General features: G+C 65.3%; 16 protein-coding genes and 1 pseudogene. 9 read left to right on the plus strand and 8 right to left on the minus strand.

Going from position 1 to position 22963, the window contains the following annotated elements; all coding sequences use genetic code 11:
- Positions 1 to 4 precede the first annotated feature (4 nt).
- The 5 genes from KSS93_RS25170 to KSS93_RS25190 all read left to right on the plus strand — a co-directional run bounded on the left by KSS93_RS25170 (position 5) and on the right by KSS93_RS25190 (position 5934).
- Positions 5 to 676: a heavy metal response regulator transcription factor gene (locus KSS93_RS25170; protein ID WP_217886452.1), complete on the plus strand. Its 672-nt coding sequence runs from the start codon at positions 5 to 7 to the stop codon at positions 674 to 676.
- Positions 677 to 970: 294 nt separating this feature from the next.
- Positions 971 to 2362 (plus strand): heavy metal sensor histidine kinase, encoded by a 1392-nt coding sequence (locus KSS93_RS25175; protein WP_225917254.1) that lies wholly within the window; start codon positions 971 to 973, stop codon positions 2360 to 2362.
- 138 nt (positions 2363 to 2500) lie between these two features.
- On the plus strand, positions 2501 to 2725 hold the full coding sequence (locus KSS93_RS25180; RefSeq protein WP_217886454.1) for a hypothetical protein: 225 nt from the start codon (positions 2501 to 2503) through the stop codon (positions 2723 to 2725).
- A gap of 204 nt (positions 2726 to 2929) precedes the next feature.
- Complete coding sequence (locus KSS93_RS25185) at positions 2930 to 4237, plus strand: OprD family porin (RefSeq protein WP_217886455.1); 1308 nt, start codon at positions 2930 to 2932, stop codon at positions 4235 to 4237.
- Between the two features lie 194 nt (positions 4238 to 4431).
- On the plus strand, positions 4432 to 5934 hold the full coding sequence (locus KSS93_RS25190; protein ID WP_217886456.1) for a GGDEF domain-containing protein: 1503 nt from the start codon (positions 4432 to 4434) through the stop codon (positions 5932 to 5934).
- A 181-nt stretch (positions 5935 to 6115) separates the two neighbouring features.
- Here KSS93_RS25190 and KSS93_RS25195 read toward each other — a convergent pair whose 3' ends face one another.
- The gene (locus KSS93_RS25195) at positions 6116 to 6592 is read right to left on the minus strand and encodes a ferritin-like domain-containing protein (RefSeq protein ID WP_217840288.1); all 477 of its coding nucleotides are present in this window, start codon (positions 6590 to 6592) and stop codon (positions 6116 to 6118) included.
- A 202-nt stretch (positions 6593 to 6794) separates the two neighbouring features.
- Between KSS93_RS25195 and KSS93_RS25200 the strand changes: the two genes are divergently transcribed.
- Entirely contained in the window at positions 6795 to 7016 is a 222-nt protein-coding gene (locus KSS93_RS25200) for a DUF3820 family protein (protein ID WP_217886457.1), read from the plus strand.
- 48 nt (positions 7017 to 7064) lie between these two features.
- Here KSS93_RS25200 and KSS93_RS25205 read toward each other — a convergent pair whose 3' ends face one another.
- From KSS93_RS25205 to ptsP, 3 genes are read right to left on the minus strand one after another with little or no spacing between them, the layout of a single operon-like run.
- Complete coding sequence (locus KSS93_RS25205) at positions 7065 to 8789, minus strand: PTS fructose-like transporter subunit IIB (RefSeq protein WP_217886458.1); 1725 nt, start codon at positions 8787 to 8789, stop codon at positions 7065 to 7067.
- On the minus strand, positions 8789 to 9739 hold the full coding sequence (pfkB, locus tag KSS93_RS25210; protein WP_217886459.1) for a 1-phosphofructokinase: 951 nt from the start codon (positions 9737 to 9739) through the stop codon (positions 8789 to 8791). The genes KSS93_RS25205 and pfkB overlap by 1 nt, the downstream gene beginning before the upstream one ends.
- 1 nt (position 9740) lies before the next feature.
- On the minus strand, positions 9741 to 12593 hold the full coding sequence (ptsP, locus tag KSS93_RS25215) for a phosphoenolpyruvate--protein phosphotransferase (RefSeq protein WP_217886460.1): 2853 nt from the start codon (positions 12591 to 12593) through the stop codon (positions 9741 to 9743).
- A 293-nt stretch (positions 12594 to 12886) separates the two neighbouring features.
- Here ptsP and cra point away from each other — a divergent pair, with 293 nt between their 5' ends.
- The 3 genes from cra (at position 12887) to KSS93_RS25230 (ending at position 19364) form a co-directional block, all read left to right on the plus strand.
- Positions 12887 to 13879, plus strand: coding sequence for a catabolite repressor/activator (cra, locus tag KSS93_RS25220; RefSeq protein WP_217886461.1), 993 nt, complete (start codon positions 12887 to 12889; stop codon positions 13877 to 13879).
- 2 nt (positions 13880 to 13881) lie between these two features.
- On the plus strand, positions 13882 to 14658 hold the full coding sequence (locus tag KSS93_RS25225) for a TatD family hydrolase (RefSeq protein ID WP_217886462.1): 777 nt from the start codon (positions 13882 to 13884) through the stop codon (positions 14656 to 14658).
- Positions 14659 to 14741: 83 nt separating this feature from the next.
- On the plus strand, positions 14742 to 19364 hold the full coding sequence (locus KSS93_RS25230; RefSeq protein WP_217886463.1) for a heme oxygenase-like domain-containing protein: 4623 nt from the start codon (positions 14742 to 14744) through the stop codon (positions 19362 to 19364).
- 46 nt (positions 19365 to 19410) lie between these two features.
- Here the strand turns inward: KSS93_RS25230 and KSS93_RS27060 are convergent, their stop codons facing one another.
- The 4 genes and pseudogenes from KSS93_RS27060 to ampD form a co-directional block, all read right to left on the minus strand.
- Complete coding sequence (locus KSS93_RS27060; RefSeq protein WP_437182140.1) at positions 19411 to 20124, minus strand: methyl-accepting chemotaxis protein; 714 nt, start codon at positions 20122 to 20124, stop codon at positions 19411 to 19413.
- A 144-nt stretch (positions 20125 to 20268) separates the two neighbouring features.
- Positions 20269 to 21390: pseudogene (locus tag KSS93_RS27065) on the minus strand (HAMP domain-containing protein); the annotation flags it as partial.
- Positions 21391 to 21556: 166 nt separating this feature from the next.
- Positions 21557 to 22387, minus strand: a complete 831-nt coding sequence (gene ampE / locus KSS93_RS25240) for a regulatory signaling modulator protein AmpE (protein ID WP_217886465.1) — start codon at positions 22385 to 22387, stop codon at positions 21557 to 21559.
- Complete coding sequence (ampD, locus tag KSS93_RS25245; protein ID WP_217886466.1) at positions 22384 to 22950, minus strand: 1,6-anhydro-N-acetylmuramyl-L-alanine amidase AmpD; 567 nt, start codon at positions 22948 to 22950, stop codon at positions 22384 to 22386. Before ampD ends, ampE begins: the two co-directional genes overlap by 4 nt.
- Positions 22951 to 22963 lie beyond the last annotated feature (13 nt).

The following is a 22963-nucleotide window of genomic DNA, read 5'->3' on the forward strand; positions in this document are numbered from 1 at the left end:
GACCATGCGTGTGCTGATCATCGAAGACGAAGAAAAAACCGCCGACTACCTGCATCGCGGCCTCAGTGAGCAAGGCTTCACCGTGGACCTGGCGCGGGACGGTATCGACGGCCTGCACCTGGCGCTCGAAGGCGACTACGCAGTGATCGTGCTCGACGTGATGCTGCCGGGGCTGGACGGCTACGGCGTGCTGCGCGCACTGCGCGCGCGCAAGCAGACCCCGGTGATCATGCTCACCGCCCGCGAGCGGGTCGAGGACCGCATCCACGGCCTGCGCGAAGGCGCCGACGACTACCTGGGCAAGCCGTTCTCGTTCCTCGAACTGGTCGCCCGCCTGCAGGCCCTGACCCGGCGCAGTGCCAGCCACGAGCCGTTGCAGGTTCAGGTGGCGGACTTGTGGATCGACCTGATGGCGCGCAAGGCCACCCGCGCAGGCCAGCGCCTGGAGCTGACCGCCAAGGAGTTCTCGCTGCTCAGCGTACTGGCCCGCCGCCAGGGCGAGATATTGTCCAAGACGGCTATTGCCGAGCTGGTCTGGGACATCAACTTCGACAGCGATGCCAATGTGGTGGAGGTGGCCATCAAGCGCCTGCGCGCCAAGCTCGACGGGCCGTTCGACAACAAGCTGCTGCACACCATCCGGGGGATGGGCTATGTCCTGGAAAACCGTGCCTGACGCCAATTCTCCTATAGGAGATCACCCAGACCTTCGGGCTGCGCTGTCGCGCAGAGAACAGCTCTCGCAGATGCGCCACGCCCCCCTATGGGAAGCAGCCTCGCCGGGGCGCCGTCCGGTCGAGATGGGCTGCGCAGCAGCCCCGGCAATTTTGCATGCGGCCGAGGCCTTGGGGCCGCTTCGCGCCCCATCGCGACACAAGGCCGCTTCCCACAGAGACCGCGTTAAATCAATGAGTTGTAGTTTGTTCTATGAGAGCCGGCAAGCCGGCTCCTACAGGGGATGGGCCTTCCCATGAAACCGGGCAATTCCATCGCCCTGCGCCTGTCACTGCTGTTCACCCTGGTTGCCCTGGCGGTGTTCGTGCTGATCGGCAGCGCCCTGTACCGCCAGGTCGACCGCAGCCTCGACTTGCTGCCCCAGGCCGAACTGGATGCACGCTTCAGCGTGCTGGAGTCGGCGCTGAACCGCTACGGTACCGCCGAGCACTGGGCCAAGATTCATAACAAGCTCAACCTGCTGGCCGAAGAAGACCGGCGCATCCGCTTCTGGGCGGTAGGCAGCGACCCGGCCTTCGAGTACGGCCACCCCAGCGAGCTGGTGCGCGCCTTCGCCGAGGGCCCGCCAGGCATGCGCGACCTGCGCCTGCCCGAACACCCCTACCCGTACAAGGTGCTGGTCAGCGAGCTGCCGGCACTGGGCGAGCGCCCGGCGCTGCGCTTTCTGATCGGCATCGACACCGAGACTTTCTGGCAGGCCCAGCACAGCCTGCTGGTGGCCATCGTCGGCCTGGCGGCGCTGGGTGTGCTGCTGGCCTCGCTGCTGGGCTACTGGGTGGCGCGCGTCGGCCTCAAGCCGTTGCAGGCGCTGTCGGACGAAGCCCAGCAACTGGCGCCGCCGCGCCTGGACGGGCGCCTGCAAACCCAGCACCTGCCACCGGAGCTGGCGCAGTTCGCCGGGGCCTTCAACGCAGCGCTGGAACGGGTCAGCCAGGCCTATTCGCAACTGGAAGCCTTCAACGCCGACGTGGCCCACGAGCTGCGCTCGCCACTGACCAACCTGATCGGCCAGACCCAAGTGGCACTGACCCGCGGGCGCAGCGCCGAGCACTACTTCGAGGTGCTGCAATCGAACCTCGAAGAGCTGGAGCGCCTGCGCAGCATCATCAACGACATGCTGTTCCTGGCCAGCGCCGACCAGGGCAGCAAGGCCACCGCCCTGAGCGTCGCCTCGTTGGCCGGTGAAGTGGCCACCACCCTGGACTATCTGGACTACATCCTCGAGGACGCCCAGGTGCAGGTGCAGGTCAGCGGTGACGCCCAGGCGCTGATCGAAAAGGCGCAACTGCGCCGGGCGCTGATCAACCTGCTGAACAACGCCGTGCAGCACAGCGCACCGCAGGCGCTGATCCAGGTGCGCATCGAAACCCACGGCCGGCAGGTGAGCATCGCCGTGAGCAACCCGGGGCCGGGCATTGCCGAGGAGCACCTGGCCTTGCTGTTCGAGCGCTTCTATCGGGTGGATGCCGCCCGCGCCAACAGCGGCGGCAACAACCACGGGCTGGGGCTGGCCATCGTCAAAGCCATCGCCTTGATGCACGGCGGCAGCGTTTTCGTGCGCAGCGAGGGCGGCGCCAACACCTTCGGCATCAGCCTGCCGAGCGTCAACTACGCGGGTTTGCGATAAATATCAGGGGGTTCTCGCCAGGATAATTACTTTTTGCGCAACAGTGCTTATCCAAACAGCCTCTGTTTCCCGGCTGTTTAGGGGGCTAACTTACGCCCTGTCTCCATTAGCACTTGCCCCGCAAGAAGGTTGCATCAAATGTCCAACAGTATGGGTGTTGCCAGCGTATTCGTCCTGTCGTCCCTGTTGTTGTCGCCCCTGGCCATGGCTGAAGAATCGCCGGCCTTCGTCGCCCGTAACGCCGAACTTTCCGCGGTTCACCAAGAGGCTCGCCAAGCCTTTGCCGCACAACCAGCCGATGCTGGCAAAGACGCACAGCAGACCGCTTCCAAGGTTCAAGCCGACGGCAATGCCGATAGCTGATCGGCTGTTGCCCGGTTTCAAGTTTTCCCTTGGCTACGCCATGGGCACTGCCCGTGTTGATATGTTAGCCTTTTAAAGCCGCTGCCGATCAGCGGCTTTTTTTATGTGTCGAAAATATCAGCCCGGCTGCTGCGTCTCTAATAAGAAACTTGCAGAAACGACAATAAAAACTGCCCCACCGCCAGACCAAAGGAGCTTGTCCCGGTGCCTTACGCGTTCCGTTTTACCCCGTTGTTCGTTGCATTGGCTGCAACGATGCCTGTGGCCGCACAGGCCGATGAAGACAAGGCTGATGGCTTCATCGAAGGTTCCACCCTCAATTTGAATTTCCGTAACGCCTACTTCAACCGCAACGAGCGCAACGCCGGCGTGCGTGACAAGCGCGAGTGGGGCCAGGGCGCCGTGGCGCGCTTCGAGTCGGGCTACACCCCCGGCACCATCGGCTTTGGCCTGGATGCCCACGCCATGCTCGGCCTCAAGCTCGACGGCGGCAGCGGCCATGCCGGTACGTCGATCTTGCCGAGCGAGCCAGGGGACAAGTCGCGCCATGCGTTCTCCACCGCCGGTGGCGCGATCAAGCTCAAGGGCTTTGACACCGAGCTCAAGGCCGGTGATCTGTTCCTCACCAACCCGGTAATCGCCGGTGGCGAAACCCGCATGCTGCCGCAGACCTTCCGCGGTTTTGCGCTGACCAACAACAGCATCGACGGGCTGATGCTCGAAGGCGGCCAGGTCAGCTTCACCAAGCCGTACAACCAGAGCGGCCACCGCCGCATCGACACCTACTACGGTGACCTGGACGGCCAGAAGAGCAAGCACCTGAACTGGGCCGGCGCCTCCTGGAGCGGCAGCGAGAACATCACGGCCAACCTGTACGCCGCCGAGCTGAAGGATATCTGGAACCAGTACTACGCCGACTTCGACTACACCTACGTGGTCAATGACCTGGTCAGCCTGAACCCGGGCGTGCACTTCTACCACACCCAAGACACCGGCCAGTCGTTGCTGGGCAAGATCGACAACAACACCTACAGCGTGCACTTCACCGTCGCCGCCGGGTACCACAGCGTCACCGCCGCCTACCAGCGGGTCAACGGCAACACGCCGTTCGACTACATCAACCTGGGTGACAGCATCTACCTGGACAACTCGCGCATGTACTCGGACTTCAACGCGCCCAACGAGCGTTCGTGGAAGCTGCAGTACGACTACGACTTCGCAGGCTTCGGCGTGCCGGGCCTGACCAGCTCGCTGTCGTACTCGCGCGGTGAGGCCGACCTGACCAAGGCTGCGCAGAACTCGCCCGGCTACGACTACTACAACGCCGACGGCAAGAACGCCAAGCACTGGGAACGCGACCTGGACATCAAGTACGTGTTCCAGGAAGGCGAGCTGAAGGACCTCTCGGTGCTGGTGCGCTACGCCACTCACCGCGCAGGCCAGGGTTATTCGGAAGTGGACGACAACGACGAACTGCGGGTGATCGTCGATTACCCGGTGAACGTGTTCTGAGCGTTTAAAGCCGTTTAGCGCCCATCGCGGGGCAAGCCCGCTCCCACGCAGTCCGTGGGAGCGGGCTTGCCCCGCGATCATTTCCGTCGGACAACTTCGCATAATTCTTGTCCGACAATCGCAGCTTCCCTATCATATTGCCGCCGCTTTATGGCCCATCCCCCATGGATTCTGGGGCTTATGCAGTAGCGAGCATGACGTCACTCTCCCGATCACCACGTTCTGCCCTGTACAAGTCACACCCGGAACTGGTCCTGAACCTGAGCAGTTGCCTCGCCGTGCTCGCCATCCTGGCCATCGTCACCTTCCTGCTGGCGCGCGAGCGCGACAGCGTCGAACAGGCGGCCATTCGCTCGTCCGGCAACATCGTCCAGCTGATCGAAAGCGACATTTTGCGCAACGTCGAGCTGTACGACCAATCGCTCAAGGGGGTGATCTGGGCGGTGCAGCACCCGGAGCTGCTCAAGGTAACGCCCAAGCTGCGCCAGCAGATATTGTTCAACCAGGCCTTCTCTGCCCCGGTGCGCGGCGACATCCTTTGGCTCGACGCCAAGGGCGATGTGGTCGGCGACTCCACCAGCGCGGTGCCGCGCCAGGCCAATTTTGCCGACACCATACCCTTCCAGGCGCACCGCGACCGCCCTGGGCTCGGCCTTTTGATCAGCCCGCCGTTCAAGGCGCGCCTGGGCAACCTGGACTGGTGCATCAGCTTCAGCCGGCGCATTTCCGGGCACGACGGCGAGTTCATCGGCCTGGCCGCCGGTGCCCTGCGCCTGTCGTACTTCAACCAGCTGTTCGAGCGCCTGGACATCGGCGAGGACAGCAGCATCAACCTGCTCAACACCGACGGCCAGTTGCTGGCGCGCCAGCCTACCCGCCCGCAAGACCCGCTGATTGGCACCAACTTCGCCGAATTCCCCAACTTCAAGCGCATCCTCGACGACCGCGCAGGTAGCTTTACCGCCCATTCGGCCACCTACAACAGCCAGCGCATGTACACCTTCGCCCGGGTCGCCGACCTGCCGCTGATCGTGCTGGTGGTACATTCCTCCGACGAGGTGTACCAGGCCTGGCGGCGCACCGCGCTGCTGGTCAGCGTGGCCACCGGCGTGCTGTGCATCGGCATCCTCTGGCTGACCTTGCTGCTGGGCCGCGAACTGCGCCGCCGCCACGAGGCCGAGCAGGGCCTGGCGACCCTGGCCGCCACCGACAGCCTCACGGGCCTGGCCAACCGCCGCCGGCTCGACCAGGTGCTGCGCCTGGAATGGGCCCGCGCCCAGCGCAACCGCAAGCCGCTGGCGGTGCTGATGGTGGATGTGGACCTGTTCAAGGCGTTCAACCAACGCCACGGCCATGCCGGGGGCGATCATGTGCTGCGTGAAGTGGCCAAGACCATCGAGCAATGCATCCGCCGCCCGGCAGATTTGGCGGCGCGTTATGGCGGTGAGGAGTTCCAGGTGGTGCTGCCGGAGACCGAGCTTGCCGGCGCGCTGCTGCTGGCCGAGCGTATACGTGCCAGTGTCGAGGCGATGCCGCCGTTTGCCGGGGATGAGCGCTCGGTGACGGTGAGTGTGGGGATTGGCCTGCATATACCCGGCACCCGGCAGGACCTGACGCGTCTGCTGGGGGATGCAGACGAGGCGCTGTATCGGGCCAAGGCCAAGGGGCGTAACCGGGTTGAAGGGCCGGAGGGGTAGCAAGGCTTGCTTGCACGAATATCCAAGCCCATCACAAAACCTGTGGGAAGCGGCCTCGTGTCGCGATGGGCTGCGTAGCAGCCCCGACAATTTTGCAAGAGCCTGAGATCCTGGGGCTGCTGCGCAGCCCATCGCGACACGAGGCCGCTCCCACAGTTAGTAGCGGGTAGCGCTGCGTGACTCAGGACCGCGCGCGGGCAGCGTTGCGCAGTGCTTTGACCTGGTCATGGTTGCGCTGCACGCCTTGCAGCTGTTTTTCCACCAGCGCGTAGGTCTGGTCACTGGCGCTGCGGCCCAGTTTGACCAGCTTCTCGCGGCCATCCTTGTAGGCTTTCAGGGCGTGATCCTCGCCGCGCTCCACCTCGTTGAGCACCGCTTCTTCATCCTTGCCGGTGACCATCGACTTGAGGTTGACCCAGCCACGGTGCAGGTCGCCACTGATGCTGGTGCTGGTTTCCGGGTCGCCACCCAGGCGGCGCACTTCGCTCTGCAGCTCGGCGGCGGCATTGGCGCATTCGCCGGCGCGCTGCACGAAGAACGCCTTCAGTTCAGGGTTTTTCACATCTTCGGCCGAGGTCTTGAAGCCTTTCTCACCATCCTTGCTGTACTCGATGAGGTCGTTGAGTACGTCGATCACGTCTTTGTTGGGGTTGCTCATGGCAAAACTCCTTGGCAGGTGGAAGTCCCTTTGAAAGGAGCAGGCTTCGTGCCAAGCCAGACGAAATAAATTATTCTATATAAATCAATATCTTATAAATCATTCAAGGTTCACCCCACCCGGCGTTCTGCATGATCGCCGCTTGGGCCTTCGTGCAGATTGCAGTAAGGTCCGCGCTTCACCTGCCCAAGGCCGTCGCCCGATGAAACCTGAATCCCTGCAACTGCTGGTTACCCGCACCATGCCCTTCGGCAAATACCAGGGCCGGCTGATCGCCGACCTGCCCGGCGACTACCTGGCCTGGTTCGCGCGCAAGGGCTTCCCGCCCGGGGAGCTGGGCGGGTTGCTGGCATTGATGCACGAGATCGACCACAACGGCCTGGGGGACTTGCTCAAGCCGCTGCGGGGCAAGGGTAGAACCTGACCTGTAGGAGCGGCCTTGTGCCGCTCCTACAAGGGGGCGTGCAATGGATTAGCCCTTAACCGGCGCCACGGCCAGCTCCACCTGCTCGCCCCTCTTGATAACCGCATACACCACCGCCGTCACCAGGCTGCCGGCGAGGATCGCCAGCAGGTACAGCAGCGCATGGTTGATGGCGTTGGGGATCAGCAGCACGAACAGCCCGCCATGGGGCGCCATCAGCTTGCAGCCAAAATACATCGACAGCGCGCCGGTCAGCGCGCCGCCGGCGATGCTGGCCGGTATCACCCGCAGCGGGTCCTTGGCGGCGAACGGGATGGCCCCCTCGGAAATGAAGCACAACCCCAGCGCCAGCGCCGCCTTGCCGGCCTCGCGCTCGCTCTGGGCGAACTTGCGCCGGGCAATGAAAGTGGCAATGCCCAGGCCGATCGGCGGCACCATGCCGGCGGCCATGGTCGCCGCCATCGGCGCGTAGCTGGATGACGCGAGCAACCCCACCGAGAACGCATAGGCGGCCTTGTTGATCGGCCCGCCCAGGTCGACGCACATCATGCCGCCCAGCAGCAGCCCGAGCAGAATGGCGTTGGTGGTCCCCATGCTGTCGAGAAAGTGCGTCAGCCCCACCAGCATGGCCGCCACCGGCTGGCCGACCACGTAGATCATCACCAAACCTGTGAACAGGCTGGCCACCAGCGGGATGATCAGGATCGGCTTGAGCGCCTCCAGGCTGCTGGGCAGGCGCACCCAGCGGGCAATGGACTTGGCGCTGTAGCCGGCCAGAAAGCCCGCGACGATACCGCCGATGAACCCTGCACCGAGGGTGCCGGCCAACAGCCCGCCGATCATCCCCGGGGCCAGCCCCGGGCGGTCGGCGATGGACCAGGCGATGTAGCCGGCCAGCAGCGGCACCATCAGCTTGAACGCCGCCTCGCCGCCGATCTGCATCAGCGCGGCCGGCAGCGTGCCGGCCTCTTTGTACGCTTCGATGCCGAACACGAACGACAGGGCGATCAGCAGGCCGCCGGCCACCACCATCGGCAGCATGAACGACACACCGGTCAGCAGGTGCTTGTACACCCCGGTCTTCTCGGTTTTCGGCGCAGTGCTGGCGGCATCAACGGCACTTTCGACCTTGCCCTCGGCCAGGGCCTTGTCCAGCGTGGCGCGGGCCTGCTTGAGGGCGATGCCGGTGCCGCAGCGGTAGATGCGCTTGCCGGCAAAACGCGCGGTGGGCACTTCGATGTCGGCGGCCAGCAGCACCACGTCGGCCTCGGCGATGGCCTCGGCCGGCAACGGGTTGCGCGCGCCCACCGAGCCCTGGGTCTCCACGGTGAGCTGGTAACCCTGTGCGATAGCGGCCTGCTGCAAGGCCTCGGCGGCCATGAAGGTGTGGGCCACACCGGTCGGGCAGGCGGTGACCGCGACGATCTTCACCAACTTGCTCGCAGCCACGGCGGCGACATCCTGCAGCACCTGGGCGCTGGCGGCCGCTTGGTCGAGGAAGCCCTCGCGGTCGGCCAGGGCCTGGGCCGGGGTGCTCTGGTACAGGCGCTTGCCGGCGAAGCGCGAAAGGTCCACCGGCCCGGTGCTGACCACCAGCACCCAGTCGGCCTCGGCGATCTGCTCGGCGCTCAGTTGGCGCTCGGGGTGCTCGGCGTCCTGCACCTCGACGCTGGTGCTCCAGCCGCGGCGCTGCGCAGCGGCTGCCAGCAGGCGTGCGCTGAGCACGCTGGACACCTGGCCGTTAGGGCAGGCGGTGACAATGGCAATGTTCATCAGCGGCCCTCTTGTTGTTTTAGTTCTGTCAGTTGCACGGAGGCTTCGAAGCGCGCCAGCTGCTCGCGGTCGCGGATGCCGAAGCCGACCTGAGTGACGGCCTGGGCGGCGATGGCGGTGGCACGGCGCAGGGTGGCGGCGGGTGCCTCGCCCAGCAGCAAGCCATGGAGCATGCCGGCCACCAGTGAATCACCGGCGCCGACGGTGCTGGCGATGCGCACTTTTGGCGGCTGGGCGTGCAGCGCCAGGCCTTTGGCGAACCAGCGCACACCGTGCTCGCCCTCGGACACCACCACATGCTCGACGCCGCTGGCCAGCAACTGCTCGGCGGCGGCGCGCTGCCGGGCCGGGTTATCCACAGGCAGGCCGAGCACCTCGCCCAGCTCTTCGGTATTGGGTTTGACCAACCATGGTGCGGCCTCAAGGCCCGCACGCAGGGCTTCGCCGCTGCTGTCCAGGGCCACCTTCAGGCCCAGGGCCTTGAGCCGCTGCAGCAGTTTGCGCAGCCACTCGGGGCCGACCCCGCGGGGCAGGCTGCCGGCCACCACTACGGCGTCATGGCCCGGGGCAATCTGCTCCAGCCGGCGCAGCAGTGCGCTGCGCGCAGCCTCGTCCACCTGCGGGCCGAGGCCGTTGATATCGGTGACCCGGCCATCGGCCTCGACCAGCTTGATGTTGCTGCGGGTCTCGCCCGGCACACGCACGAAGCAGTCGGCGAAACCGCGCCATTCGATCAGCGCCTCGAAAGCTTGCAGGTTGTCCTGGCCCAGAAAGCCGCCCACGGTGACGCTGTGGCCCAAATCGTTCAGCACCTGGGCGACGTTCAGGCCTTTGCCGGCGGCATGGCTGTGCTGGGCCTGGCTGCGGTTGACCGCGCCTGCGCGCAGGCTGTCGAGTTCGATGGTCAGGTCCAGCGCCGGGTTGAGGGTAAGGGTGAGGATCTTGGCCATGTCAGTAACGCTCCACCAACGCCCGAACCGCGTCGGCGCTGTCTTGTTGCAGGGCCTCGCGCGCCAGGGCGCGGGCCGTCGAATAATCGGCCTGGCGCACCAGTGCCTTCACTTCAGCGATGCTGCGGGCGGCGACGCTCAGCTCGTCTACCTCAAGGCCCAGCAACACCGGCACCGCTTGCGGGTCGGCCGCCAGCTCGCCGCACACCCCGACCCACTTGCCATGGGCGTGGGCGGCGCGCACGGTCATGTCGATCAGTTGCAGCACCGCCGGGTGCAGGCCGTCGGCCTGGGCCGACAGGCTTGGGTGGCCGCGGTCGATGGCCAGGGTGTACTGGGTCAGGTCGTTGGTGCCGATGCTGAAAAAATCCACCTCGCGGGCCAGTTGCGGCGCCAGCAAAGCGGCGGACGGCACCTCGACCATGATGCCGACCTGCAGGTCGGATACCGGAATTTCTTCACGCAGCCGCTCGACCATGGCCTTGGCCGCGCGCCATTCGTGCACCTGGCCGACCATGGGGAACATGATGCGCAGCGGCCGGCCTTCGGCGGCGCGCAGCAGGGCGCGCAACTGGTCTTCCATCACCTGCGGGCGTTGCAGGGTCAGGCGCACGCCGCGCACCCCGAGAAAGGGGTTTTCTTCTGCTGCGATCGGCCAGTAGGGCAACGGCTTGTCGCCACCCACATCGAGGGTGCGCACCACCAGCGGACGGCCGGCCAGGCCATCGAGCACGCGGCGGTATTCGGCCTCCTGGGTCGCCACATCGGGCGCTTGCGGGTGGGCCATGAAGATCAGTTCGGTGCGCAGCAGCCCAACGCCTTCTGCGCCCTGCTCCACCACCTTGTCGATGCCGCTGCTCTCACCGATGTTGGCAAACACTTCGACGGCATGGCCGTCACGGGTCTGCGCCGGCTCATGGCGCCCCGCCCAGGCCGCTTGCAGGCGCTGTTCGCGGGCGTCGCGCTCGGCCAGGGCGCGTTGCAGCTCCTCCTGCGCCGGGGCCACCGTTACCCGGCCGCGCTGGCCATCGAGCAGCAGCGGCGTGCCGCTGGCCAGCAGCAGGATCGCGTCCCCGGCGCCCACCACTGCCGGGATGCCCAGGGCGCGGGCAACGATGGCGCTGTGGGCGGTGGCGCCGCCATGGGCGGTGACGATACCGGCGACCCGCGCCGGGTCCAGGCGGGCGACATCGGACGGGCCAACCTCGGCCATCACCAGTACGTAGGGCTGCTCGGGTTCGGCGACTTGCTGCACGCCGCACAACTGCGCCAGCACCCGGCGGCCGATGTCGCGCAGGTCGGCGGCGCGCTCGGCCAGCAATGCGTCTTGCAAGGCTTCCTGCTGGCGGGCGGCAGCGTCGATCACGGCCATCCAGGCGGCAGCGGCGCTTTCGCCCTGGGCCAGGCGCAGGGCGACTTCATCGGCCAGGGCCGGGTCGCCGAGCATTTCCTGGTGGGTGACGAAGATCTCGCCGACGGATTTTTCGCTGCGCTGCACCAGGGCTTGCAGGTCGGCGTGTACCGCTTCCAGGGCGTTTTGCAGTTTCTGGCGTTCCTGGGCGGGCGACTCGCCGCGCAGGGGGTAGTCGATGTCGCGCTCCACACACAGGTGGGCCGGGCCACAGGCGATACCGGGGGCTGCCGCCACGCCCTGGACGATGCTGCCGGCAACCGGGGCGCAAAGCGTTTCGACCGGCGCTTGCGCCGCCGCCGGCACAGTTGGCGGCAGCGGCTCGACCGCCTCGCCCAACCCCTGCTCGATGGCGGCCAGCAACACCGGCAGGGCATCGGCGGCAATGCCCGGCTCGGCGGCCAATTCCAGGGTTTGGCCACGGCGCGCGCCCAGGCTCAACAGCTTGCTCAGGCTCTTCACCGATACCGCAGGCTGGCCGCTGTCGGCCACGCGCACACGGATTTCGCCGTCAAAACCCTTGGCCAACTGCGCCAGCTCCTTGGCCGGGCGGGCATGCAGGCCGTGGGGGTTGGCCAGCACCACCTTGACGCTCGGCCAGTCGGCCGGCGCCTCGCCGCCCAACACCTCGAGCACCGCGCGGCTGCTGGTGGCCTGGTAGAGCATCTGCCCGCGGCCTTCGATCAGCACTTCGCACAGCCGTTCGAGCAGGGCCTGGTGCGCAGCGCCCAGGCTTGCCAGGCAGAACAGGCCGTTGAGGGGCTGGTCGCGGTAGCGCAAAGGCTGTTGCGGGGTGATGAAGGCCAGGCCCGGCTGGCGTACCTGACGCTCGCTGTGCAGCCACCACAGGCCCTCGCCCAGCGGCAGCGGCTCGGCCTGTTGCAGCACGGCGGCAAAACCGCTTTCGACGCAACCGGCCCGTTGCAGCAGGCGGGCGCCGCGCCAGGCCAGCTCGTCGAAGTCTTCGGCGGCCTGGTTCAGGCCCACCAGCTGGGCATCCAGCGCCAGGGCCTGGGGTGCGCCTTGCAGCAGCTTGAGCAGGGCTTCGGCGGAGCTGGCGCGGCGCAGGGCCTCGGCCAGGTCAGTTTCGCCCAGGGCGCGGGTAAGCAGTTGCAACAGGCGCAGGTGCTCATCGGAGCGCGCAGCGATGGCAATCGCCAGGTAGACCATTTGCCCGTCGCCCCAATCGACGCCCTCGGGGAACTGCATCAGGCGCACGCCAGTGCTGAACACCAGGTCGCGGGTCTGCGGCGTACCGTGGGGGATGGCGATGCCTTGGCCGAGAAAGGTCGAGCCCTGCGCCTCGCGCGCGCGCAGGCCCTCGAGGTAGCCATCAGCGACCAGGCCGTCCGCTACCAGCCGCTCGGCCAGCAATGCCAGGGCCTGGCCCTTGTCGGCGGCCTTCTGGCCCATGGCAATCTGCTCCACGGCGAGCTCAAGCATGACCTTCTCCTTTGCGGCGCCCTGTTGGCGACCGAGGTATTGTTGTGAAATTCAGCGGCCAAATCCTTTTAAACGCCAGGCACCATCGGCAAATTCTTATTCCAAGGCAGGAAAATTCACCAAGCTGAAACGTTTAATCTGACCAAGCGGCCACGTTACTCGATAATCTTCCGACGAAAAAGCCCCATCCTGTCGGACAATTGCGACAATGGTCGCCTGCGCGCAGGCTTGCACATGGGTGAAACTACCCGGTCAGGCAAGCAGCCAGCCCCGGAAATAACAAGGAAAATTCGGTGAAACTCAGCGATATCGCCCGTCTGGCCGGAGTGTCGGTCACCACCGCCAGCTACGTCATCAACGGCAAGGCCGAGCAGCAGCGCATCAGTAACGCCACCGTCGAGCGCGTACGGGCCGTGGTCGAAGCCCATGGCTTCACCCCCAACCCCCAGGCCGCCGGCCTGCGCAGCCGCCATACCCGCACACTGGGCTTCATTCTCCCGGACTTGGAGAACCCCAGCTACGCGCGTATCGCCAAGCAACTGGAGCAAGGCGCCCGTGCCCGTGGCTACCAGCTGCTGATTGCCAGCAGCGACGACCAGCCTGGCAGCGAGCACCAGCTGCAGCAGCTGTTCCGCGCCCGGCGCTGCGATGCGCTGTTCGTCGCCAGTTGCCTGCCGCCCGGCGATGACAGCTACCGCGAACTGCAAGACAAGGGCCTGCCGGTGATCGCCATCGACCGGCGCCTGGACCCGGCGCACTTCTGCTCGGTAATCAGCGACGACCGCGACGCCAGCCGCCAGTTGGCGGGCAGCCTGCTGAATACCCGTCCGCAAAGCATCGCGCTGATCGGCGCCCGCCCGGAGCTGTCGGTCAGCCAGGCCCGTGCCGGTGGTTTCGACGAGGCGCTGCAAGGCTTTGCCGGCCAGGTGCGGCGTTACCAGGGCGAGGCCTTCAGCCGTGAATGCGGCCAGCGCCTGATGCAACAACTGATCGACGAGCACGGCGGCCTGCCGGACGCCCTGGTGACCACCTCCTACGTGCTGCTGCAAGGGGTGTTCGACACCCTGCAGGCGCGCCCGTCCGGCTCGCGCCAGTTGCACCTGGGCACCTTTGGCGACAATCAGCTGCTGGACTTTTTGCCGCTGCCGGTCAACGCCATGGCCCAGCAGCACGGCCTGATCGCCGCCACCGCGCTGGAGCTGGCCCTGGCTGCCATTGAAGAGAAGCGCTACGAGCCCGGCGTGCACGCCATCGGCCGCACCTTCAAGCAGCGTATCCCGGCCTGACCATGCGCCTGATCGACACCCACACCCACCTGGACTTCCCCGACTTCGACGCCGACCGCCCGCGCCTGTTAGCCAATGCGGCGGCGCGCGGGGTGGAGCGCATGGTGGTGCTGGGGGTGTATCAGGAGAATTTCCAGCGGGTGTGGGGCCTGGCCTGCAGCGACGAGCGAATCTTCGCGGCGCTGGGGCTGCACCCGGTTTACCTCGAGCAGCACCGCCCCGAGCACCTGGTGCAATTGCGCGAGTGGCTGGAGCGCCTGCACGGCGACCCTCGGTTGTGCGCCGTGGGCGAGTTCGGCCTGGACTACTACCTGCCCGAGCTCGACCAACAGCGCCAGCAAGCGCTGTTCGAAGCGCAACTGCAGATGGCCTGCGATTTCGAGCTGCCGGCGCTGCTGCACGTGCGCCGCAGCCACGCCCGGGTGATCGCCACCCTCAAGCGCTACAAGCCGGCACGGGCAGGCATCATCCACGCCTTCGCCGGCAGCTACGAAGAGGCCCGCGAATACATCAAGCTCGGTTTCAAGCTGGGCCTGGGCGGCGCCGCCACCTGGCCCCAGGCGCTGCGATTGCGCAAGACCCTCGCCCGCCTCCCACTGGACAGCGTGGTGCTGGAAACCGACTCGCCGGACATGGCACCGGCCATGTACCCAGGGGTGCGCAACAGCCCGGAGCATTTGCCGGAAATCGCCGAAGCCTTGGCGCAGGTGATGGGTGTAAAGGCTGAACAGCTGGCCGAGGCCAGCTGGCGCAACAGCTGCACGCTGTTCAACTGGTAGCCTGCCACGACAATTATTTACCCCCTGCCTGCCCCTGCACTGCTGTTCCATGTCGGCTTTCGTCCGCCATCCAGGAACGCCAAATGCCCGACCATCATTCCCCCTCCAGCCACGCTGATGACCATCAGCTGAACGACGCACAGAGTTATCTCGACCAGCAGGTCCTGCTGCATATCGAGCAGAACCTGAATGACTATTTCGGCCCGCTCGGTGCTGCCGAGCGGCAACGTTACCTGCAGTTGGCCAATAACGTGTCCAGCGCCAACCAGTACCTCACCGAAACCCTTGCCGACTGCATGCAGGCTTTCGAGCAAATAGGCATGGACAAGCTCAGGTATGCCCTGCAAAACCTGAGCACCACCACCATCGACCCTGCAACCTGGTACTTCCATACCCGCATCACCCTGGTACCTGCTCGACAGCCCCGCGCCCTCGACAATCGCGAACCCCGATCAAGCATCCAGTCCTTTACCTTGTGGGAAGCTGCGCGGCTCGACCTGTCCTACGCCTACCCGCCGTCCTACCAGAACCGCTATCTGGAGCACAGCTACGTCAGCCGCTACGCCAACGGCACAAAGGAAAAGCCCGACATACTGAGCGCCGAGGCATTCGAGCGACACGCCCATGCGCTCGACTTGGGCAAGGTCCTGCACAAGCTGGTCGACGGCGTCATGAACCTGGAGTTCAGGAAAAAACTCGGCGACTACCACCACGCCCTTTTCGAGCTTGCAGCGTACGATGCGGTACGCGCCAGCCAGGACCATGACCATGCGGCGCGGCTACCTGCCATTTTGTCCGCAGCCTTCAACGATGCCGCGCAGCCCTGGACGCAGTATCAACTGTCCTTCGCCGGCCAAAGCTTCCCTCTGCCGCTGTTCAGCCGCTCATTCGCGCAGCCTGGTATCAAGCAAACGGCCAGTTACTACCCCAACCGCACCGGTGGCGCCGTTGCGCTGCATTTCAATCAACACCTGGCTGCCGAAACCCTGCTGGAGCAGATAAAAAACAACCCGGATGAAAGGTGGTTCCTCGACGGGCTGAGCCAGCAGGCACAGAACGCACTCGCCGCTCACCTCAAGATTCGGTTGCCGAACCGCGACAAGCTGAGCTGGGTGCACCAACAGCTCTTCGACTTGCTGGGTGAAGGCGTCCCCCCCAAGCAAAAGCTGCTGATCACCCCCATCAAGGCAACTCTGCCACTTCGTCAAGCACTGATCGAACAGCATGTCGAGCGTATCAGGAAAGACCTGCTGGCCAGCGCCGTGACCGCCTCCGAGCGTCGCTGGAAGGCACTGGCCGACAGCGCGAGCATTGTCCTCAACGAAACCCTCGGCATGCTCACGCTGGCAGTGCCCGGCGGAGTGCTCGGTGCCAACCGGCTGATGCTGACTGCCACCCTGGGCACCCTGACCTATCAGGCGATCAGCGCCGCCGCGGCCTTGCGGCATGGCGAGCGGGCCGAAGCGGTCCAGGCGCTGACCGACATCAGCGACCTGTTGATCAGTGCGCGCCTGCAAAGCGTTGCAGGAAAGGTGTCACGGCGCAGGGCCAGGCAATTGGTCCAGGCCCTGAACAACCCCCGGGTTGTTGAACATGACGGCCAAGCCACGCTGAGCTGGCCGGATGTAACTGGCACGCGCGAAGGTGCGCACCCTTCGGCTATGGATGTCAGCGGCATTGACCAGGTACAACTGCTGCAACGCCTGCTGCCGCGAAGCTCACCGGCCATCACCCCTGCACAGGCCGAACGGCTGCTGGCACTGGCCGGCATCAGCCTCTCGGCCCTGCAAGACATCTGGTACCGCCAAGGGGACACACCTTGGCAATTGCAGCATCTGCTGCAAGAACAGGCGCTGCTCGAGCCCCGACTCCCCGATGAGACAGACACTTTGGCCAAGCGCTTCCCTGGCCTGTCGGCGCCGGCCCGGGCGTTTCTGTTGGCGCTGCATCCCCAGCTTCGCAGCGTGGCTGACGGCGCTGTGCTGCCCAATGAACAGTTGCAAAGCATTCTGCATGTGTGGGCCGAGCAGCGGGCGATCAACGCGGTACGGGCCTTCGACATGACTGCCCTGCCTGCGCACCCTGACAGCGAAGCGCTGTTCTGTTCGATGCTGCTGTGCGATCCGGCATGGCCCGCCGAACTGGGTATCGACATCCAGCATGGGCAAACCGACCACAGCGGCCTGGTAACGCCGGGCCAACAACGTCTGGCAAGCTACGGGCTGGATGGCGCACAGCAGTTCATCACGCTCTACCGTGCACAGCAGCGCTACGCCGGTAGCCTGGATACCGGCGACCTGATTCAGGTCGAGCCGGGGCAGAGTGGCCTGGCCCAGGCTATCCTGCGCACCCTGGACGACACGCAACGCCAAGCACTGGGGATCGACATCCATGCCCCTGGCAGCCTCATCGACAGGGCCATACATCGGGCGCTGGTACAACGCGCTGTGCTGGCCGACCTGCTGCCCGCACCTGATCACTACCCTTTGAGCCAGACACGCCTGGAACCCTTCCGCCAAGGCACGCTGCCGGTGTCCGCCACGCCTGGCGCAGATGGCATCTACCGAATTGGGCAGAAGCTGTACATCCAGATCGAACAAAACCGCTACCAGGTGCTGCAGGATACCGATGCCTCCTCACCGCAGCGGCCGGTCTGGCGGATCGTAAGGGGCAGCGACCCAGTGGCGCAGGCGCCGGACAACCGCTATGTCGCCACCCGTGTCGGGCGCAGCGAACCGGTCAGCCAGGATGCCAATGGCAACTGGCAAGGGGTACTGGTCGGCGGTTTGGCAGGCATGCGCAAGAATCGCCTTGCAGACCTCAGGGCGCAGAATCAGAAAGCCAAGGCAGAGCAACAGCAACAGGCGCAGATGCAAAATGCCCGGGAGTTCAAGGAGCTTAATGACCGCAACAATGCCATTGTCGACCGCCTCGAGCAGTTCACCCTGGACGCCGCAAAAATCAACACCCTCACCGAAACACCTGACTTGGGCCGCATGCAGGCCATGCAAAGGCTGATCGCCCATGTCGACGATATAGAGGCGCAACTGGCCTTGTTTCGGGAACAGCCCAGATTCGTCCAGCAGAACATGCCCGGCCTCGATGTTTCGGCTTTCACCTGCACGCAACAGATAGAACAACTTCACCAACTGCGGCGATGGTTGCTGGTACGTGACCTGGCCTTGGGCGATGCCCTGCAAAGGCTCAGGCTGGAGCGAGATGCGATATTCACGCCCGCAGAGATCATGGCTGACCCGGCAGTGGCCCGAAACCATCGGCTTGCCCACCGTGAAAGGCTAAAAACCCTGATACATCGCCTGCCAAAAGCCACACGATTCGCCAACATCCTGCAACAAGTGCTGGACTCGCCGGCTTACGACCATGCAACGCATACGCTGCCTGGCAAGGTGATACCTGTAAGCGAAATCATGTTTGGAATTATCCACATGCGGGGTTTGCTACTGGCCTTCAGCGATACCCATAATCTCGACGCGCCTTGCGTGTTCCGCCCTGAGGTCAAACAGTTGAGTATCGCGTTGCTGCGAGAGTCTCACGTGTACCACTACGTCAAAGAAAGTACCGCAGGCAGCAGGTTCACGGTGATCATGACCCTGCAGCAACAGTTCGAGGCGCTTGCCGACAGCTTCGAGCAGTTGAGGCCAGACTTCCCGGAGCATGCGCCCGATCACAATGCCGAGCATCTCCAGGGGTTGCTGACAATCGTCAACGACTACCGTGAAGACTGTGATCGCCGCCTGTTGGAAATCTTGCAAAAAGACGAAAGCTCACCGTTACCGAGCGACGAACTGACCGACATCGATTTTGACTTCATTCCTTCGCAAGAAACGGCAACCCCGTCGAACCGCGCAAGGCGCGTGATCAGCATCCAACGCCACGGCCGCTCACGGCTGGTTCAGGCAGAACAGCGTGGCGACAGCCCCGACCGCCTGACCTTGCTCGGCACTGACGAACAGGCCACACCGCTGGAAGCCACCCGCACCGCGCCAGGCACCTGGCAGCTCACCCCCGCGCCGCCTGCACGAACCCTGGATCAGCTGAATGCCGCAGCCAGCAGCCGGCTTGCTGCATTGGACAAGCTGACCAGCGATGCCAGGGCCAGGGGCCAACGCAAGAATGCCGTGGCGGCGAACATCACCGAGCCGTTGCTCGATCATGCCGATGAACTGGACATCCTCGCCACCCAGTACCAAGAGCAAAACCTGCCGGCTCGCCCCGAACAGCATCAGCAGCTGATCGACGCAAGCGCCAGACTGCGCCGCCTGGCCAATGACCTGACCCTGCAGATCTACAAAAACCCGCTCACTCCAAACGCCAGTTACCTGACCTACCTGCTGGAAAAGCAGGAAGTGAAAGTGCGCAAGGTCCAACAGGCACGTCAGCGTGTGGGCAAGGGGAACAACCTGCACTTCATGGACAACTACCTGATCATGGACAACAGCGGGCAAGCGCTGTGGGAGGCACATTTCCATTACCCGGGCTGGGACACCCCACGGGAGAACTACGCGCATCGTAGCGGCCACCTGAAAACACTCGAGGATGCACGCAAGGGTATCCAGTTCCAGATGGAGCAGGAGCGGCTGGGCCACAAAGTGCCACGGATCTTGCGAGTGGAGGTGCCGGTACCACTGGCGCGCTCGATTTTCGAGCTTGCCGACCAGCATCATGCCAGCACCCCTTCCGCTTAGGCATTGACACCGTCGCGCATGCGGCGGTGTCGTGGCCGGCGGGTGGTCAGACCCTGAACGCCCCGATCAACCGCTTCAACTCCACCACCTGTGCCGACAGCGCGCGGCTGGCATCCTCGGTCTGGCAGGCGCCGTCGGTGGTGTCCTGGGCCGCGCGGTGGATGGCCACGATGTTCTGGTCGATGTCGTGGGCCACTGCGGTCTGCTGCTCCACGGCGGCGGCGATCTGCTGGTTCTGCTCGACGATGCCGCCCACCGCACCAAGGATGTTGCCCAGCGCCTGCTGCACCTGGCGCGCCTCGTCCACGGTGCCGGCGGCCATCTGGTGGCTGCTGCCCATCACCCGCACCGCCGCGCCTACGCCGTCCTGCAGGCGCTGGATCATCTGGGCGATTTCGGCGGTGGAGTCCTGGGTGCGCTTGGCCAGGGTGCGCACCTCGTCGGCCACCACGGCAAAACCGCGGCCCTGCTCCCCGGCCCGGGCGGCTTCGATGGCGGCGTTAAGGGCCAGCAGGTTGGTTTGTTCGGCGATGCTACGGATCACCTCCAGCACCCGGCCGATGGCCTGGCTGTCGTCGGCCAGCTGGTGCACCGCCACCACGCTCTGGTCGATTTCCCCGGCCAGGCGGGCGATGCTGCCCTGCTGGCTTTCGACCAGGTCGCGGCCTGAAGCGCTTTCGTGGTTGACCCGCTCGGCGCCCTCGGCCGCCCGCGCCGCACTGCGCGCCACTTCCAAGGCGGTGGCGCTCATCTGGTTCATGGCAGTGGCCACCTGCTCGATCTGTTCGCGCTGGCCGCTGACCGCCTGGTTGCTGCGCGCCGATACCGACAACACCTGCCCGGCCTGTTCCTCCACCGTGATCACGGTGTGGCCAACCTGCTCGATCAACCCGCGAATGCGCCGCACCGTCTCGCTGAAGCCACGCCCCAGTTCGCCCAGCTCGTCCTGGCTCTGGGCCTGGAAGCTTACGGTCATGTCGCCGGCAGCCACCTTGTCCATGGCACTGCCCAGGTTGCGCAGGGTCTTGCGGGTAGACACGTAGAAGCCGCTGTAGAGGTAGATGATCAGCACGAAGACCGTGCCCAGCGCCGCTACCAGAGCGAACATGCGCAGCCGGTGCTGGCCCAGGCGCTCTTCCAGCCGGCCGTGCAGGTGGGCCAGCACCGCGTCGTTGAGCTGCCAGGTTTGCGCCATCAGGTCGCTGGCCTGCTGGTAGAAGCTGGCCCAGGGGGCGTCGAGGGTTTCGGCCACCACCACCTGGTTCTCGAACAGGTTCGCCGCCTGCTTGACGGTGGCCTGGCTGGCCTGGGCGCTGGCCGCCAACGCCGCCTTGGCCCGGGCATCGGCGGCCAGGGCGTCATCCAGGCGGATGGCGTAGTCGCCGGCCAGGCGCTCCAGGCGTTGCAGCAGGTCTTCGAAGCGGGTACTGCCGGAAGAGTCCATGAAGCCGCGACCAAGCGCCACGGCGCCCATCCAGCGCCCTTCGCCGAGGGCCTGGGTGACCTGGGCCGTACCGCTGCCCACCAGCTCGCCGAGCTGGCGCACCGAGGCCTGGCTGTCCTGGTTCAGGCCCGACTGGCTGGCAATCAGCTTGCCCAGTACCTGGGCCTGGGCCAGCAGCTTGTCGAACAGCGCGGCCTTGTTCGACAGCGAGCTTTCGCTGCGGGCGCGGGCAAAGGCCTCGGCCAGCTCTCTGCGCTTGGCCTCGATGGCCGGGTCCCCGCCCTGCAGCGCATCCAGCTGAGCCTGGACCTTGTCCTCCAGCGCCTTGATGCGCGCCTCCACATCACCGGCCTGGCCCGACTGGCCAAGCACGGCGTTGATCTGCAACAGGTTGCCGAGGGTTTCCAGGTTGCCACGCAGCGCCAGGCTTTCACTTAGCGGCGCCAGGCCCTGCAGCTCGACACGGGTGGCGTGGAACTGGTTGTAGGCGTCGCGCACCAGGTAAAAGCTGGTGACCAGCATGGGCAGGAAGAACAGGACGCTGATCAGGCTGAACTTCATGCCGAAGCTCAGCCGGTTCATCAGTGCGATGGCCGGATAGAGCAGACGCTTCACGGGTCACCTCCTTGAATTCTTGTTGTTCTGCGGGGTAGCACAAGGCCAGCTGTGGCCTGTGGGCTTGTATAACGCAGATTCGATTCAAGGTTTGTAACTTAAGGTTAAGCGCTACCTTCGAGGGCACAATCAGTCAAACCAACACCGTCCAAAGGGCAAAGCAGGCATACCACAGCACCGCGCAGCGCAGCAGCAGCTCCCACAGGCTGTCCAGCCGCGCCAGGCCCTGCTGGCGGTCTTCGTCTTCGGCGATATCGTCGGCCACCCGGCCAACCTGGGCCACCAGGTGCCCGGCGCTGATGTGCCAGTCGAGCAATGCATGCAGCATCACCCGTGTGACGGCGACGAAGTTGCCCACCAGGGCGAAACTCACCGCCACCACCCGCACCGGCAGCCAGTCCATGGCGTGGCGCAGTTGCCCGGCCAAGGTTTTGATGCCGGGCTGGCGGCTGCTGTCGTTGGCCAGCGCCAGCAGGCGGTACGCAAGCGCAGCCCCCGGGCCCAGCAGGAAGTACCAGAAAATCACCGCAAAGAAGCTCTGGTAGGCCTGCCACAGCAAATAGCCCTGCACCCGCTTGATCAGGCTCTCGGCATCGTCCGCGGCCAGGCCCAGGTCGCGCTCGGCCACATGCAGCGCAGCCTGGTCGTCCCCCCGGCGCCAGGCATCGCGAAACGCTCCGAGCGAAGCCTTCACATCACCGCGCCCCAGGCTGTAGATCAGCACCAGCAGGTGCACCGGCAGTGCCAACAGGCCATAGGCTACCGGCTCCAGCACATGCAGCAGCAATACCAGCAGCGCCACCGGTGCCAACACCAGCACGGCCAGCGCCCAGCCCGGCTGGGCCTTGCCGGTACGTTCCAGCCGCGCCAGCTCGCCAAGGAAGAAACCGTCGCGTTGCAAGCGCTGGCGCAGCGCCGAGAACTTCTCGACCCACAGCACCAGCACCAACACCAGAAAACTCATGCCATATCCTCGTTGCGTTGTACGCCGGCGCGGTAGCGCGGCCAGTCGAATGCCGGGCCCGGGTCGGTCTTGCGCCCGGGGGCGATGTCGCTGTGGCCCTGGATGCGCTGCGCGTCGATGGCCGGCCAAATCTTGCGAATCTGCCGGGTGAGTTGCTCAAGCGTCGCGTATTGGGCATCGGTGTAGGGCTGATCGTCAGTGCCTTCGAGCTCGATGCCGATGGAGAAGTCGTTACAGCCCTCGCGCCCGTCGAAGCGTGAAACGCCGGCATGCCAGGCGCGGTCGAGCAGCGAGACGAACTGGGTGACGGCGCCATCGCGCTCGACGAACAGGTGCGCCGACACGGTCAGCTGGCAGATGCTTTCGAAGTACGGGTGTTCGGCCGGGTCCAGGCGGTTCTGGAAGAACTGCTGCACCTTGCCGGTGCCGAAGCAGGCCGGCGGCAGGCTGATGTTGTGGATCACCAGCAGGGAGATGGCCTCGCCTTCGGGGCGGGCGTTGAAGTTTGGCGAGGGGCAGTGGGTGACGCCGGAGAACCAGCCGGTGGCACGGTCCAGTTGCATGGGGCAGATCCTG

Origin of the sequence: Pseudomonas xanthosomatis, assembly GCF_019139835.1 — a bacterium.
Taxonomy (GTDB): domain Bacteria; phylum Pseudomonadota; class Gammaproteobacteria; order Pseudomonadales; family Pseudomonadaceae; genus Aquipseudomonas; species Aquipseudomonas fakonensis.

What these genes read in the sequence shown, in the direction of transcription:
- KSS93_RS25170 (WP_217886452.1), top strand. Translation starts at nt 5, where the DNA reads ATGCGTGTGCTGATCATCGAAGACGAAGAAAAAACCGCCGACTACCTG.
- KSS93_RS25175 (WP_225917254.1), top strand. Translation starts at nt 971, where the DNA reads ATGAAACCGGGCAATTCCATCGCCCTGCGCCTGTCACTGCTGTTCACC.
- KSS93_RS25180 (WP_217886454.1), top strand. Translation starts at nt 2,501, where the DNA reads ATGTCCAACAGTATGGGTGTTGCCAGCGTATTCGTCCTGTCGTCCCTG.
- KSS93_RS25190 (WP_217886456.1), top strand. Translation starts at nt 4,432, where the DNA reads ATGACGTCACTCTCCCGATCACCACGTTCTGCCCTGTACAAGTCACAC.
- KSS93_RS25195 (WP_217840288.1), bottom strand. Translation starts at nt 6,592, where the DNA reads ATGAGCAACCCCAACAAAGACGTGATCGACGTACTCAACGACCTCATC.
- KSS93_RS25200 (WP_217886457.1), top strand. Translation starts at nt 6,795, where the DNA reads ATGAAACCTGAATCCCTGCAACTGCTGGTTACCCGCACCATGCCCTTC.
- KSS93_RS25205 (WP_217886458.1), bottom strand. Translation starts at nt 8,789, where the DNA reads ATGAACATTGCCATTGTCACCGCCTGCCCTAACGGCCAGGTGTCCAGC.
- pfkB (WP_217886459.1), bottom strand. Translation starts at nt 9,739, where the DNA reads ATGGCCAAGATCCTCACCCTTACCCTCAACCCGGCGCTGGACCTGACC.
- ptsP (WP_217886460.1), bottom strand. Translation starts at nt 12,593, where the DNA reads ATGCTTGAGCTCGCCGTGGAGCAGATTGCCATGGGCCAGAAGGCCGCC.
- KSS93_RS25225 (WP_217886462.1), top strand. Translation starts at nt 13,882, where the DNA reads ATGCGCCTGATCGACACCCACACCCACCTGGACTTCCCCGACTTCGAC.
- KSS93_RS25230 (WP_217886463.1), top strand. Translation starts at nt 14,742, where the DNA reads ATGCCCGACCATCATTCCCCCTCCAGCCACGCTGATGACCATCAGCTG.
- KSS93_RS27060 (WP_437182140.1), bottom strand. Translation starts at nt 20,124, where the DNA reads ATGAACCAGATGAGCGCCACCGCCTTGGAAGTGGCGCGCAGTGCGGCG.
- ampE (WP_217886465.1), bottom strand. Translation starts at nt 22,387, where the DNA reads ATGAGTTTTCTGGTGTTGGTGCTGGTGCTGTGGGTCGAGAAGTTCTCG.
- ampD (WP_217886466.1), bottom strand. Translation starts at nt 22,950, where the DNA reads ATGCAACTGGACCGTGCCACCGGCTGGTTCTCCGGCGTCACCCACTGC.